The 15,216-nt window shown below is 43.1% G+C and carries 16 protein-coding genes and 2 pseudogenes; 2 read left to right on the forward strand and 16 right to left on the reverse strand.

From position 1 onward, the window contains the following. Together AADV52_RS07525 and AADV52_RS07530 are read left to right on the forward strand one after the other, a co-directional pair. Positions 1-558 carry a phosphoribosyltransferase family protein gene (locus tag AADV52_RS07525; protein WP_014564291.1) on the forward strand — a complete coding sequence of 186 codons (558 nt, stop codon included), beginning with the start codon at positions 1-3 and terminating at the stop codon, positions 556-558. A gap of 192 nt (positions 559-750) precedes the next feature. Further along, positions 751-2,015, forward strand: a pseudogene (locus AADV52_RS07530) (ISL3 family transposase). A gap of 144 nt (positions 2,016-2,159) precedes the next feature. Here the strand turns inward: AADV52_RS07530 and AADV52_RS07535 are convergent. The 16 genes and pseudogenes from AADV52_RS07535 to AADV52_RS07610 form a co-directional block, all read right to left on the reverse strand. Beyond that, a complete protein-coding gene (locus tag AADV52_RS07535; protein ID WP_014919521.1) occupies positions 2,160-2,702 on the reverse strand; it encodes a biotin transporter BioY in 543 nt (180 codons plus the stop codon). A gap of 73 nt (positions 2,703-2,775) precedes the next feature. Next, complete coding sequence (locus AADV52_RS07540) at positions 2,776-3,765, reverse strand: biotin--[acetyl-CoA-carboxylase] ligase (protein WP_003630368.1); 990 nt, start codon at positions 3,763-3,765, stop codon at positions 2,776-2,778. Between the two features lie 47 nt (positions 3,766-3,812). After that, on the reverse strand, positions 3,813-4,571 hold the full coding sequence (gene fabI, locus AADV52_RS07545) for an enoyl-ACP reductase FabI (RefSeq protein WP_003630369.1): 759 nt from the start codon (positions 4,569-4,571) through the stop codon (positions 3,813-3,815). 58 nt (positions 4,572-4,629) lie between these two features. Continuing rightward, entirely contained in the window at positions 4,630-5,400 is a 771-nt protein-coding gene (gene accA / locus AADV52_RS07550) for a carboxyltransferase subunit alpha (RefSeq protein ID WP_014919522.1), read from the reverse strand. Then, the gene (locus AADV52_RS07555; protein WP_014564296.1) at positions 5,393-6,235 is read right to left on the reverse strand and encodes an acetyl-CoA carboxylase carboxyltransferase subunit beta; all 843 of its coding nucleotides are present in this window, start codon (positions 6,233-6,235) and stop codon (positions 5,393-5,395) included. The genes accA and AADV52_RS07555 overlap by 8 nt, the downstream gene beginning before the upstream one ends. Further along, the gene (gene accC / locus AADV52_RS07560) at positions 6,216-7,595 is read right to left on the reverse strand and encodes an acetyl-CoA carboxylase biotin carboxylase subunit (RefSeq protein ID WP_014919523.1); all 1,380 of its coding nucleotides are present in this window, start codon (positions 7,593-7,595) and stop codon (positions 6,216-6,218) included. Before accC ends, AADV52_RS07555 begins: the two co-directional genes overlap by 20 nt. A gap of 13 nt (positions 7,596-7,608) precedes the next feature. Beyond that, positions 7,609-8,025: a 3-hydroxyacyl-ACP dehydratase FabZ family protein gene (locus AADV52_RS07565; protein WP_014919524.1), complete on the reverse strand. Its 417-nt coding sequence runs from the start codon at positions 8,023-8,025 to the stop codon at positions 7,609-7,611. 4 nt (positions 8,026-8,029) lie between these two features. Continuing rightward, positions 8,030-8,500, reverse strand: a complete 471-nt coding sequence (gene accB / locus AADV52_RS07570; protein ID WP_013855208.1) for an acetyl-CoA carboxylase biotin carboxyl carrier protein — start codon at positions 8,498-8,500, stop codon at positions 8,030-8,032. A gap of 3 nt (positions 8,501-8,503) precedes the next feature. Next, positions 8,504-9,733, reverse strand: a complete 1,230-nt coding sequence (gene fabF / locus AADV52_RS07575) for a beta-ketoacyl-ACP synthase II (RefSeq protein ID WP_409044987.1) — start codon at positions 9,731-9,733, stop codon at positions 8,504-8,506. Positions 9,734-9,754: 21 nt separating this feature from the next. Then, a complete protein-coding gene (gene fabG / locus AADV52_RS07580) occupies positions 9,755-10,486 on the reverse strand; it encodes a 3-oxoacyl-ACP reductase FabG (RefSeq protein WP_014564300.1) in 732 nt (243 codons plus the stop codon). Further along, positions 10,486-11,403: an ACP S-malonyltransferase gene (locus AADV52_RS07585; RefSeq protein ID WP_014919525.1), complete on the reverse strand. Its 918-nt coding sequence runs from the start codon at positions 11,401-11,403 to the stop codon at positions 10,486-10,488. The genes fabG and AADV52_RS07585 overlap by 1 nt, the downstream gene beginning before the upstream one ends. Before the next feature lie 9 nt (positions 11,404-11,412). Further along, entirely contained in the window at positions 11,413-11,655 is a 243-nt protein-coding gene (locus AADV52_RS07590) for an acyl carrier protein (protein ID WP_013855204.1), read from the reverse strand. A 58-nt stretch (positions 11,656-11,713) separates the two neighbouring features. Continuing rightward, positions 11,714-12,697, reverse strand: a complete 984-nt coding sequence (locus AADV52_RS07595; protein WP_014919526.1) for a beta-ketoacyl-ACP synthase III — start codon at positions 12,695-12,697, stop codon at positions 11,714-11,716. After that, positions 12,694-13,161 (reverse strand): MarR family winged helix-turn-helix transcriptional regulator, encoded by a 468-nt coding sequence (locus AADV52_RS07600; RefSeq protein ID WP_014564303.1) that lies wholly within the window; start codon positions 13,159-13,161, stop codon positions 12,694-12,696. Before AADV52_RS07600 ends, AADV52_RS07595 begins: the two co-directional genes overlap by 4 nt. A gap of 29 nt (positions 13,162-13,190) precedes the next feature. Further along, positions 13,191-13,637: a 3-hydroxyacyl-ACP dehydratase FabZ gene (gene fabZ / locus AADV52_RS07605; protein ID WP_014919527.1), complete on the reverse strand. Its 447-nt coding sequence runs from the start codon at positions 13,635-13,637 to the stop codon at positions 13,191-13,193. A 484-nt stretch (positions 13,638-14,121) separates the two neighbouring features. Next, positions 14,122-15,164, reverse strand: a pseudogene (locus AADV52_RS07610) (thymidine phosphorylase); the annotation flags it as partial. Between the last annotated feature and the right edge of the window lie 52 nt (positions 15,165-15,216).

The raw sequence follows: 15,216 nt of genomic DNA on the forward strand, positions 1-15,216 counted from the left end.
ATGGAACAAACATATGAATTAAAAGTTGGCCAGCTGAAGCGCACGTTACCAATTATTCCAATTAATGATACCACGGCGATTGCATCGTTTGTGTTGTTAGGTGATTCGGAATTGGCTCACGAAGCTGCTCAACAACTTTCCACTAAGATTACTGAGAACTTTGATTATATTGTGACCCTTGAATGTAAGGGAATTCCGTTAGCTGAGGAAATGAGTCGCCTCACGAACCATCCCAAGTTTGTTGTTCTCCGCAAGAGTGTTAAGGCCTACATGACTGATCCCTTGGAAGTTTCTGTTAAATCAATTACGACTACCGATGAGCAGAAACTTGTGTTGGATGGCCATGACGCTGAGCAGCTGGCCGGTAAACACGTTATTTTGGTGGATGATGTGATTTCAACTGGTGGGTCTTTGGAGGCGGCTGAACGGCTGTTAACAAAGGCTCATGCAAAGACGGTTGCTGAATGCGCCATTTTAGCGGAGGGTGATGCCGCTAATCGAACGGACATCATCTATCTGGAAAAGCTGCCGCTGTTTTCAATTAAATCTGTAAAATAAAAAAGTCACCGAGAATTTGATCTCAGAGACAAGCAATTCGTTGATTTAAATGGCTCTACAATTTTTCCTGTTGATGACTTATCTATATGATAAGCTGTTAACAGGTTTTTTATTGCATTAAAAAAGGAGGACATAGTCCTCTTTAATAAAAAATCTATTCCACTAAACATTTTATAAATAAAGGTGATTTCTATGTCCTCTCTTAATCATTGTATTAAATTCGAGCTTGATGTTAAAGACGAAAATATTGTTTTTATAAATCGATCAAACTACAAAATCATAAAATCTATGAAGCTGAACTGATTCAACCTGCTTGTCCTTTTTGCGGCTCCCTGGATCTCTTGCACAATGGCCACTTGATTACCAATATTCACTATCCGACAGCTAATGCCAGTTTGCCTGTCATTATCAGATTGGCTAAGTAGCGAGTTAAATGTCGTGATTGTGAGCGCTGGTCCATGGCTCAATCTGAACTAGTAAACAAATACTGTTCTATTTCTAATGCTTCTAAGCTTAAGGTATTATCAGCTTTAACTGAAGATCGATCTATGACTAGTATTGCCAGAGAAAACAATGTTTCAATCAATACCGTCCAGAGAGTGCTGGGCAACTGTTCACACCGATTTATTGACAGCTACGAATATTTGCCAGCTCATTTGGCTTTTGATGAATTCAAAGGCGTTGATCGTCAGCTGCACTTTATCTGCTTAGACGGCGATAGTCATCAAGTCGTGCAGATTCTTAGAACGCGTTATAAGAAGAATCTGCTTAAGTATTTTGGACGTTTTTCGCCTCAAGCCAGAGCCAACGTTAGAACCGTTACGATGGATCTCAACTTTTACTATCAGGACATTGTCAGAGCCTGTTTCCCTAATGCTCAGATTGTCATCGATCGCTTTCACATGATTCAAATGCTTACGCGTTCTTTCAACTCACTGAGAGTTAAAGTCATGAAGACCTTTGATAAAAGATCCAGACAGTATCAGCTGCTCAAATCTCCTTGGAAATTATACTTGAAGAAGTTTGATGAGCTCGAAAAGGTTCATCCTCGCTACAATTGGCATTATAAAGACTGCTTAACTCAAGCCCAAGTAGTCACAGAAGGCATCAATGCCAATACTGCTTTAGAGAATTCATATAACCTAATGCAAGACTTTATTCAAGCCATTGAAACGGGTAATACTCAAAAGCTTAAGTCATTAATCAACTGCAAAGATCAAATTGGGACTCTAATGCATAAAACGCTTTTAACCTTTAAACACAATCTAACAGCAGTGCTCAATGGAGCAGAATTGCCTTATTCTAATGGTTGTCTTGAAGGCTTCAACCGCAAAATCAAACAAATCGAACGAACAGCTTTTTGCTATTCCAATTTTACCAATCTCTTAACCAGAATTCGTTTGGAAGAAGATCTGTACAAAGAAAAAGAACCAAACAGCCTTTTAATGACTGCCTGATTCTATTCATTTACTCTCTATCAACAGGATTTGACAAAGAGCCAAAAATCGTCCGTTACTAGATAAGGCCCATCATTCGAAATTCGAGAATTTGAATTTCGGATGATGAGCCTTATCTGTTGGACACTATCAATTTTTGTATTCTTATAAACGAATGGTTTCTTTATTCCAAATCCGCATTCTCTCGGCCACCAAATAAACAGCCACTGCTTTCAATGTATCCGCCGGAATAAATGCCAAATTTGACACGAGTGACCCAATCAATGAAATCGGGCTGACCAGCCATAACCAGACTGAGCCGATAACATCGACCAATAAGACGCCGGCGAACCAGATAATACTTAATCGACTCCAACGACGGTTAATAAATGGCCGGGAAAGACCATAGCCGATCATGAGTGGCGTTAATAACCACCCGAGCAAATAGCCGCCAGTTGGTCCGGCAAAAAATGCAGGCCCTGCCTGACCACCACTGAGCACTGGAAAACCAATCAACGCCAGCAAGAGGAACCCGAAAATCGCCAGGGTTCCTTTTTTGGGTCCTAAAATTACGGCTGCTAACATGATTCCCAAATTCTGCATCACAATTGGAACCGGAATGAAACCAAGTGGTAACGGTGGGATCATTTCCAAAATAATAATGGTTGCAGTAATCAGTGCCGTTTGAACAATTTCTGTGATTTTCATCTAAACGCTCCTATGAGTTGTTAACGGTTAAGTGAACCCCAATCCAAGTTAACCATAAATGTAATGGATTAGCTCAGCCAGTATAACCATTCTCTGGTAAATAAACTTTCGTCACTTCACCACTAGAAACTGTTAGCTGGCCTGAATCAGTGTTCATCACCAATGCCCCTTCATTATCGAAATGATCAGCAATGCCCAGATAGACCCGGCTGCCCATTTCGACCCGAATCTTTCGACCCAGGATATCTGATAATTGCGCATATTCCGACAAAAAATTGCCAGTTTGGTAAGTTTGATACATGTAAAAGAAATTGTCGATAATCTTGGCCACAATCTTATTGCGGTCAATTTGGCTATGAGCAACAATTGCGCCGGCTTTGTGTTTAATCGGATCCGGAAAGTCATCTGAATCAACGTTGAGACCAATCCCCACGATCACATTTTCATGAGAGCCATCTTCAAGACTGGCAGTTGTCTCAGTCAAAATCCCACCACATTTTTTGTCATGAGCAAGAATATCATTGACCCATTTCACGCGAAAATCGACCTGTGGAAAAAAGGGTTGAAGTGAACGAACTACACAGACGGCTGTGCCAGTTGTGATTAACCCGGAATGCAGCGTTTGGCGAGTTTGAATCGGAATCAGCAAGCTCATATAGATACCGGTCTTGGCTGGTGAATAAAATCGCCGACCCAAGCGCCCACGCCCTTTCGTCTGGGTATCCGTCACGAAGATCTGGGGCTTGTACACCGTTTTTTCGGTGCCGTACTGCTTAGCGTAATCATTGGTTGAAGTTAGCCGATCAAACACGTGCGTTCTGACCGGGTAAGTTGTCACTCGATAATGATCGATCACTTGAGCATCAAAACATTTTGACTTCTGATAGCTGTATCCCAATCCCTTCTTCGTCTCAATCAGATGCCCCTTTTGCTTAAGCTTTTGAATGTTATTATAAACGGCCGGCCGACTGATGTTGAAGTGCCGAGCAAGTTCATTTCCGGAAATATAACGGTTATCCAGTTCCAATAATGCTCGTAAAATCTGTGATTGATGATCCGCCATTTTATTACCTCATTTTCCTCGCCGGCTTTGACAATTGACCGTCCTGATTAAATCAGATGAACGCCCTTATCAACATATACCACATCGCCGGTCATTCCAGTTGACAAATCACTCATCAAAAAGGCAGCAACGTTACCAATTTCATCAGTTGTAACACTCTTTTGATCAACTGTCCGTGATTCGGATTCTTTTAATAACTCGCCATGATGTTTAATCCCAGTAACTGCCAATGTCTTAACGGCCCCAGCAGAAATTGCGTTCACTCGAATACCAGTCGCACCTAAATCTGATGCTAAATAACGGACGTTGGCTTCCAAAGCGGCTTTGGCAACGCCCATCATATTGTAATTAGGGATTGCCCGAGTGGACCCAAAGTAAGTCAACGTCAAGATGCTGGCTGGGTTGTTCAGCACTGGTTGAGCATATCTGGCAACTGCAATTAATGAATAAGCACTGATATTTTGGGCTAAATCATACCCATCTTTAGTGGTATTAACCAATCCAGAAGTCAATGTATCCTTGTCAGCATAAGCAATGGCATGAATGACACCGTCAATCTTACCATAGCGGTCGCCAATTTCAGCGAACGCCTTTTCAATGTTTTCATCTTCTGAAACGTCACATTCAAGTAAGTCCAGGTCTTCGGGAACAAAGCGCTTCAGACTCTTCTTGATCCGATTATTTTGATACGTCAGGACAACTTTTGCGCCCTGGTTCATAATTGCCTGAGTACATCCCCAAGCAATGCTTCGCTTATTCGCAACCCCCATGATTACGATTGTTTTACCATCTAAAAAGTCACTCATGATTGGGCCTCCATTTTATTTTTAACTTGAATTGTCAAATTAAGTGCAAATTCAAGAATTAATAATTTCTAAAACGTCGTTGTCTCTGTTCAATTAATTCGCTCATTGGCAAATTCTCGAGTTCGGTAAACTGTTTGTCCAAGAAGTCGCGCAAATCACTTAAATCATCACCAGGTTTATATTCATGAATAATTTGATTAATAATACCATCTTTCAGTAAACTCTCTGGAGTTAATCCAAGTTCTTCGGCAGCCTGTTGCACCTTTGAAGAATCTTTCCACATAATACTTGCATAGCCTTCGGGCGAGAGAACGGAGTAAATACTGTCCTCAAACATCAACACCTGATCACCACATGCCAAGGCGAGAGCTCCCCCACTCCCACCTTCGCCAACAATGATACTGATATAAGGTACCTTGAGCTGCATCCCCTGAATGATACATTGAGCAACTGCTGAGCCCTGACCATGATATTCGGATTCCACGTCTGGCCAGGCACCTGGTGTATTAACCAACGCCAAAATGGGCCGGTGGAATTTTTCAGCTTGCTTCATTAAGCGTAGTGCTTTGCGATAACCTTGCGGCGTCGAACTCCCAAAATGACGGTCAATATTCTCGTCAGTATCAGCGCCCTTTTGGATACCCACAACCGTGATTGGCCGGTTGTTCAACAAACCAACTCCACCAATCAACGCGTGATCATCCGCCTCTAATCGATCGCCATGGAGCTCAAAGAAGTCAGTTGTCAAACCATGAATCAGCTCTGCAGTCGAAATTTTATCTTTTCTACGAGCACCTTGAACCCGCTGATAGGCTGTTTCATTAACCATATGCATTCTCCTTTGTATGTAAGCGGAGGAGTTGGGTCAGTGTTTTCTTCATGTCGGACCGTTTCACAATCTGATCAATGAAGCCATGTTTCATGACGGTTTCAGCGCTTTGAAAATCTTTGGGGGGTGTTTGCATGATTGTTTGTTCGATTACACGACGACCGGCAAATCCCACTAAAGCGTGTGGTTCAGCTAAAATGATGTCCCCGTCCATTGCAAAACTGGCAGTCACCCCACCAGTCGTTGGATCGCAAAGAACCACGATGTACAATAACCCAGCCGCACTATGTTCCGCAACGGCACTGGAAACCTTTGCCATTTGCATCAAGGAGTGTATGCCTTCCTGCATCCGAGCACCACCTGAAGAGGTGAACATGACCACTGGTAAATCCTTTCGAGTGGCCAGTTCAAACAACCGGGTAATTTTTTCACCGGTTGCACTGCCCAGACTACCCATGATCCAAAATGGATCCATAATGCCCACAGCAACCTGTTGCTTATTCAGCGACCCAATTCCAGTCAGCACACTTTCGTTAAGACCAGTTACTTTCTTGGCTTTGGCAATCTTAGCTCGATACTTCTCATCAGTGTATCGATCAGGAACCGTGATATTTTGATCAATTTCAGTGAACTTATCAAATGTGATCTTGACACGCCGTTTGGCCAAAATCCGAAAACCATACCCACACTTTGGACATGTATGGTCACGGCCCAACCTCATCGATAAAAACTTGGCATGACAAATTGGGCATTCCCGCAGTACATGGTCGGGGATTGCATCCATTCGTTTGACTAATTCGTCATGACTGGGCATTTTAAACCGACTCTGCAACATGGAATCCCTCCTTGTTCGTTAAAACCTGATTCTCGATAAAGTTGGTTGAATACTGGCCGGAATTAAATTCAGCAGTGTTAATCAAATACTTTAAGAAGGTTTGATTAGTCACTACCCCATTGATCTTGAGTTCCTCTAGAATTCGATTCATCTTGGCAATTACGGTATTCCGATCATTCAAATGAACGACCACTTTGGCAATCATTGAATCATAGAATGGTGAAATAAAGCTTCCCTGGGCGACCCCGGAATCAATTCGAACTCCGAGTGACCCAGCCGGAAAGAACAAATGATTAATCCGACCTGGTCGGGGAGCGAAGTTATGACTAGGATCTTCGGCGTTGAGACGACACTCAAGGGCATGTCCCTTTACGGCTACATCTGCTTGCGTAAATGGCAACTCTTGCCCATCAGCAACCTTCAGCTGGGCTTTAACCAATTCGATACCGGTCACTTCTTCGGTAATCGTGTGCTCAACTTGAAGTCTGGTGTTCATTTCCATGAAGTAAAAGTGGTGGTCTTCGGTCATCAAGAATTCATAGGTCCCTGTATTGGTATAGCCTAATTTTAAAGTTGCATTGGCAACAATTTCGCCCAATTTTTTCCGTTCAGTCGGTGAAATCTGGACACAGGGGCTTTCCTCGATCACCTTTTGGTGGTTCCGCTGAAGGGAACAATCCCGCTCTGGCAGATAGACCACGTGGTTAAATTCATCGGCAATGACTTGCATTTCGACGTGTTTGGCATTTCGAATCAATTTTTCGACATAAATATCATCGTTGTTGAACGATACCCGGGCTTCTTGTTGAGTCTGCTCGAAGGCACTATGAAGATCTTCTGGTCGATCAACCTCACGAATTCCCTTACCACCGCCACCTGCAGCTGCCTTCAATAAGACTGGGAAGCCAATTTTTTCTGCAACTGTTTCTGCTTGGCTGACTGTTTTGACAACTCCCTGGCTACCAGGAATTACTGGCACGCCAGCTTTTTCCATGGCTTCTCTGGCATTTGATTTATCACCCATCAGCGAAATCAATTCGTGACTGGGACCGACAAACTTGATATGACAGGTTTCGCAGAGTTCCGCAAATTCGGCGTTCTCTGACAAGAATCCGTAGCCAGGATGAATTGCTTCACACCCAGTCAGGTTAGCAGCACTAATGATTTGAGCCATATTGAGATACGACTCGCTCGGTTGTGGCCCACCAATACAGATTGCCTCATCAGCTAAGTGAACGAACAAACTGTCTTTATCAGCACTAGAATAGACTGCTACCGCCGTGATGCCCATATCGTGCAGTGCCCGAATAATTTGGACGGCAATTTCACCACGATTAGCCACTAATACTTTTTTAAACATCTGCTCACCTCCGTCATTCAACTGCAAAAATTAAATCAGCTTCACAAATTGATTGGCCATCACGATGAATCGTCCCGTGACCCAAGCCAATATTCCGTTTCAATTTTTTCATGACAACTTCAAATTCCAATTTGTCACCGGGTCGAAAGTCATCTTGAAAAGTGGCATTCTTGATTCCACCGAAAAAGACATTCTTCCCTTTATTTTCAGGAATCGACAAAATCGCCGCAACCCCGGTTTGAGCCATTGCCTCGATCATAATTGGGCGTGGCACTGCTAATCGACTACTCGTTTGGTTGGCAAAGAACCACTCATTAATCGAAATCAGCTTAATGGCTGAGGCTGAAACTCCTGGTTGAACATCAATAAACTTATCAATCATTTCAAAGGGATAACGCTGTGGAATGACATCATTTACTGCTGTTTTCATTTAATTACCCCTTCGTGACTTGAAAAATCGGCTGGTCATATTCGACCATGCTCCCATCTTCAACTAAAATATTAGAAATTGTTCCAGTGACATCGCTCTTGACCTCGTTGATCATCTTCATGGCTTCAATCACACAAACGACCTCACCTTTTTCAACGTGGTCACCCTGTTTTTTATAAACCGGTTTATCCGGACTTGGTGCAAAGTAAACGACGCCGACAAACGGTGCCTTAATTTCAGCAACATTGTCCTTGACTGACTGTTGCGGCTCGCCAGCAGGTTGAGAATTGGCACTGGTAGATTTTGGCACTTCACTGACTGGCGTTTTAGAACCAGTCGGCTGCTGAACAACAACTTGGTCATTCTGCTCACGTTTACTCAACTTTAATTTGAAGTCATCCTGAGTCAATTCGAAGTCTTTCAGTGATGATTGATCAAATTTCTCAAGCAAGCGTTCAATTTCTTTCTCATTCATTGTTTAATCACATCCCTTAAATACAATTACCGCGTTATGGCCTCCAAAACCAAATGAGTTACTAATTGCGTAATTTACGGGGGCTTTTTTATTGTCGTCGTTAACCAACTCAATATCACAGGCTTCGTCTTGGTTAACCACACCGACGTTCACGGGCATCTGGTTATGCTGGATTGCGCCAATCGTTGCAACGGCTTCAATTGCGCCGGCAGCTCCCAGTGCATGGCCAGTCATCCCTTTGGTACTGCTGACTTTAACATGGTCATTCTTGGCAAAGACTTGTTTAATAGCTTTAGATTCGGCGCTGTCGTTAGCATGAGTGCTGGTTCCATGAGCATTGATGTAATCAACTTCGGTTTCATCGATGCCGGCTTCATCAACCGCTTGTTGCATGGCACGAATGGCACCCTTGCCTTCTGGATCCGGGGCAGTCATATGATAGGCGTCGCTGGTGGTTCCATAACCAACAATTTCAGCTAAAATATTGGCATGGCGGGCTTTGGCGTGATCGTAATCTTCAAGGATCACAGTTCCAGAACCTTCACCAAGCACAAATCCATTCCGATCCTTATCAAATGGAATTGAAGCCTTCTTTGGATCAGTTTCCTTGGACAATGCCGTTAAGGCCGCGAAGCCAGAGATTCCAATTTCATTCACTGACGCTTCGGTTCCACCCGCAATAATGGCCTTCGCCTTGCCTTGCTTGATATACTCAAACGCATTTCCAATCGCGTTAGTTCCTGATGAACAGGCGGTGACAATTCCCTGGCTGGTGTTCAGCGCATTAAAAGCAATCGAAATGTTACCGGCCGCCATATTAATAATTGAATCCGGAACAAACAATGGGGATACCCGCTTAGGGCTCTTATCATGCATCTTGATAACCTGTTCTTGAATAGTGGTCAAGCCACCAATTCCAGAACCATAAATCACGCCAAGATCTTCAGGATCAATGTTGTCTTCGGTGAGACCAGCCATCTCCATTGCTTCTTTGGCACTATACAGTGCATAAGTACAGAACAAGTCATTTCGCTTGGCAAACTTCTTGTCAACTCGTTTTAACGGGTCAAAGTCTTTCACCTCACCAGCAACGGTAATGCCAGTCGGCTCTGCGTCAAATTTGGTAATTGGATTAATGCCCACTTTAGAAGCAAATAAATACTTCAAAAAACTTTCAACATCGTTTCCAATTGGGGAAACAATTCCCATTCCGGTAATCACTACTCTGCTCATTAATTTACTCCTTCAACAACTCTAAATTGTTAAACCGCCATCGACCGTGACCACTTGGCCAGTGATGTACTGATTATGAATCAAAAATGCGACCGCGTCAGCAATCTCATCAGGTTCGGCAAATCGTTTCAACGGAATCTGATCCGTAAATTCTTTTTGTCGGCGTTCGCTCATTTTACCAGTCATGTCAGTGGCAACCATTCCGGGGGCAACTGCGTTACACCGAATATTTCTCAGGGCACCCTCTCTAGCAGCGGTCTTCGTTAACCCGACTAGTCCGGCCTTGCTGGCTGAATAATTTGCCTGACCCAAATTACCATGTAACCCAGAAATGCTGGACAGGTTCACAATGGCCCCTGAGCGGCTCTTTTGCATGAATTTCATCGCAAACTTGGTCATGTTAAAAGCACCCACCAGGTTCGTGTCGATCACGGCTTTAAAATCAGCTAACTTTAACCGGCTTAACAACTTGTCCTTTGTAATGCCGGCATTGTTCACCAGAACGTCAATTTGACCGTATTTTTCAACAACTTCGCCGACTATTTTTTCAGCGTCGGCTTCATTAGCCACATCGCCAACCAAATTATCAAATGAAAAGCCTGCGTCTGAAAAGCTTTGTTTCTCTTCGTCAGTTAAGGTATGGTGTGAGTTAATCACAACTGTCATCCCATCACTTGAAAGCCGTTTAGCGATTGCCAGGCCAATTCCCTTGGCAGCTCCGGTTACTAATGCAACTTGTTTTGTGTCACTCATTATTTCACCAACTTTGCTTTTGATCGAAAATCGTTTAACGTCTTAACACTATCAATATGGAATGTATGATCGTTCGCCACCACATTCTTGGCAAACTTCATCAGCGTATCGCCAGGGCCCAGTTCAACAACTGTATCAACACCCAATTGAGTAAGCTGTTGAATGCAGTTATAAAAATGGGTTGGATTAATGAGCTGATCGATTAACGTTTGCTTAATCGTGTTAACTTCGAAAGGTTGAGACGTTGTGTTACTGATCACTGGGAAAGCCAACTGGTTAAACGAGACATCTTGAATTCGTTTTGCCAACAAATCGGAGGCCTCCTGCATAAATGGGGTGTGAGACGCAACCGTCATTTTCAACGGGACAACCCGTTTAACACCGTGCTCATGCAGATAATCGGTAGCTGCCTGAAGCCCCTCAATGGAACCACCAATCACAATTTGAGAATCTGTGTTGTAATTGGCTGCATAGATCTCACCCTTCTTCGAACCGACTTTTACCGCTTGGTCGACCATGTCAGCAGTCGTTTTTAAGACAGCCGCCATTTTGCCAGGATGATCCTGACCGGCTTGATCCATGTAGTGACTGCGATCACGAACCAATTGAAGGGCATCACTGAAGTCCAATCCCTTGGCAGCGACAATCGCGCTATACTCACCAAGACTCAAACCAGTGGCACCAACTGGATCACCAAAATCTTGATTGATAATCCGTTCAATCCCTGTACTCATGGCGACAATCGCCACTTGGGTATTGACCGGATTATCAAAAACGGTGGCATCGCTCATATCCATATTCAAAGCTTCGGAAGCTTGATCAATTGTTTGCCGATAAACAGGTTCTTGTTGATACAAGTCCTGTCCCATTTCGTCAAATTGCTTACCTTGGCCGCTAAATAAATAACCTAGTTTCAAATTATCGACCTACTTGTCAGTTTTTTGCTTCAAAACGTAATCAACTAATTCACCGACAGTTTCCATACCTTCATCAGTATCGATTTCGATATCGTAAAGGTCTTCGATCTTGTCAATCACTTCAAAGATGTCCAAACTGTCTAAATCCAAGTCGTTCTTGAAATTGGTGTTTTCTTTAACCTTGTCAGCGTCTACGTCCAATTGGTCTACGATAATGTCCTTGATCTTGTTAAATACTTCTTCTTTAGTCATAATAAATCTCCTCTAAATGTTTGTTATTCTTTTTTTGTTCATCAATGTTCATTGCTTGCTAATATTTCATAATCATGGTTCCAACCGTTAATCCGCCGCCAAATCCGGATAGGGCGATGACATCCCCCCTTTTAATGATTTTTTGTTTAACTAATTGATCTAACAAAATTGGTTCGCTGGCCGCAGCGGTGTTTCCATATTCATCAATGTTAATTGGAAACTTAGCCATCGAGACCGCCAATTCATCGGCGATCCGTTCCACAATCCGTTGGTTGGCCTGATGTAAAACAAAACAGTCAACCTCATCAGCCGTTAAATTGGCCTGCTTCAAGGCGTCGTTAATTGATTCTGGCACGTTCTTAACGGCGAAGCTATAAACTCGCCGGCCATTCATCTTGAAGAACGGTGAAAATGGCTGTTGATCTGTTGCAAATGGTGACGGATTGCCTGTTTGGCCAGCAGTTAAATATTGACCCAGATTACCTAATGTCCGCAGATCTTCACTGATAAACGAACCCTTATCCACAGCTGTGTTTCGAATCAAAACGCCGCCAGCACCATCGCCAAACAGCACTGCGGTGGATCGATCAGACCAATCCAACAATTTGCTGAGGATTTCGCCACCAATCAAAATGGCATTTTTTTGCTGATTGGCAATCAACATCTGTTTTACCAAATGTAACCCGTAAACAAATCCTGAACAGGCTGCGTCAATATCAAAGGCAATGGCATGATCCGCCCCAATATTACCTTGAACCATCGCACTCACAGATGGGGTGAGATAATCCGGCGACATCGTAGCCACCGCAATCAAATCAATATCTTTAGCAGTTAAGTCACTTTGGGCAATTAATTGTGTCGCCACATCAGTACACATTGAACTGGTCGTTTCCTCAGTCGCAATCCGTCTGCGCTTAATCCCGGTCCGTTGCGTGATCCACTCATCTGACGTATCCATCATCGTCGCTAACTCATCGTTAGTCACAACGTGGTCAGGTGCCGAACTGGCTGTTGCCATGATTTTGAAATCTTCAAATTTCATCTACCCGAAACCTCACCAATAAAATCTTCCACGTTCATTAACGCTTGCTTCATTTTTTTGATATCCGAACCGTCGAATCCCTTGAGACACTGCTCAACCAATTTTCGATGGAATGCATAATGGGCTCGGTAAAGCAGTCGGCCTTTACTAGTTAACACCAAATTAATGATTCGCCGATCCCGTTGATTCCTTATCCGGAAAATGTACCCTTTGCGTTCCAAATTATTTAAATTAGCTGTCAGCGTTCCCTTGCTCAATCGCAAGATCCGAGCAACCTCGGACGTCGTTTTATGGTCATGTAAGCCAATCGTATGGACCAAATGCAATTCTTTTGCGGTGATGTCCTTAAAACGGCTCTTCTTGATTTCGCTCTCTTCGATTCGCATAATCTGATCATAAATGTCCACCAAAGAATCGCTAATGAAGTTGTAGTCTTCTTTAATTTCATCACTTATTGCATTCATGAGATTAGTCTCCTACCAATTTGTCCAAATTAGATTTTCTTCTTAGGATCAGGGACGATAAACGTTAACTCTGCAGAACAGGCAACCTTATCTTCGACCTTTGCTTCACACTTAACTTTGCCCATATTGTCACGTTGTTTTTCCATGGTGACGTGTAGTTTAAGGACATCGCCCGGACGGACGACTTTTCTGAATTTGGCACTGTCAATTGCCCCCAGATAAGCCGTTTTGCCTTGATATTTCTCTGTCTTTAAAATCAAAATTGAAGCGGCTTGGGCAAGTGACTCAATGATCAACACACCAGGCATGACTGGATTGCCAGGAAAATGGCCTTGGAAAAATTCTTCATTAATTGTCACGTTCTTGGTACAAATAATTGACTCACCAGGATTTAATTCGTCGACCTTATCCATAAACAGGATTGGGTAACGGTTCGGAATCAAATCCATAATTTCAGCTGCATCTAATACACTCATTGATTTCTTCCTTTCAATTGCAAACATCTACATCCAATTAAATTAGTTCAAAACCCGAACTAATTATTGAGAGGCGTCCCTTAAAATTAAAAACATGAAGCCCCTCATTTTGAACAAAACACATCATATACCATATTAGTTCGAATATCAAACTATTCTGGTTAACGGCATTGTATACGGGTTGCGAGGACCCGTAAAGATTTTTTTAAATATTTGAACAAAACACATCATATACCATATTAGTTTGAATATCAAACTATTTTGGTTAACGGCATGCCAATAAACGTCATTGTATACGGGTTGCGAGGACCCGTAAAGATTTTTTTAAATAACGGATATTTAAAGTAGCTTCAGTTCAAATGAGCAGCAAAAAAGCTTCACCTCTGAGCGCTACTTATGCATCGCAGGTGAAGCTTTTGGGGATGGATTATGATGGTTCCAAAATTACATCATCATTATGGCTGATTCACTGATTAAAATCGGCTTACTCAATCGTTGTGTAAATCAACTCTGGCACTTTGGCTGTGTCTGCCACTTCAATATTGTCATACAACAATTTCTTAATATCATCAACCTCTTCACGATTACTATAAATCGTTAACAGCGGTTCACCAGATTCGACCTTATCACCAATCTTTTTATTGAGTACAATACCAACCGAGTAATCCAATTGATTGTCAGCCTTTTGACGGCCCCACCGAGTAACATGCTGGCAACGCCAACTTCATCGGCAACAATTTTAGCAATCACACCTGATGTTTTGGCAGGTAATTGAATTTAGTATTTAGCCTGGGGCAAGACCCCATTTGGATCGTTGACAACATTGGGATCACCACCCTGATCCCTAACCATCGCTTCGAAGCTGGCTAAGGCCTGGCCATTATGAATGACTTCCTCACACATTTTCTGCCCTTCAGCAGTCGTTTTAGCTTTGTCACCCATGACTGCCATGTAGCCACCAATAGTCACAATCAGTTTTTCCAAATCAGCTGGGCCATTACCTTTCAATAAATCAATTGATTCTTCAATCTCAAGTGAGTTGCCAATCGCATTCCCTAATGGCTGGTTCATGTCGGTAATCAGCGCCATAAATTGCATGCCAACGCCTTTGCCAATGTCAACCAAGGCCCTGGCAAGCGCTTTAGAATCTTCCAATGTCTTCATGAAGGCGCCCGCACCAGTTTTAACATCAATCACCAAGGCATCGGTCCCAGAAGCAATCTTTTTGCTCATAATTGAACCGGCAATTAGTGGAATTGAATCAACCGTATCGGTTACGTCACGTAAGGCGTAGATCTTCTTATCGGCCGGCGCAATATTTCCCGTGGCGCCGATAATGGCTAAGTGATCCTTCTTGACTTGTTTAATGAAATCCTGCTCACTAATTTCAACCTGATAGCCTGGAATGGCTTCCAGTTTATCCAGGGTTCCACCGGTATGGCCGAGGCCCCGACCGGAGATCATGGGTACCGGGATCCCTAAAGCGGCCACCACCGCTGCCAAAGGAATACTTGTTTTGTCTCCCACTTTAAAGGAAGCTGATCTTTTTTGTCCAAACAGCGTTCGGATTAATTTTACA

Origin of the sequence: Lactobacillus helveticus (assembly GCF_046109915.1) — a bacterium.
Taxonomy (GTDB): Bacteria; Bacillota; Bacilli; order Lactobacillales; family Lactobacillaceae; genus Lactobacillus; species Lactobacillus helveticus.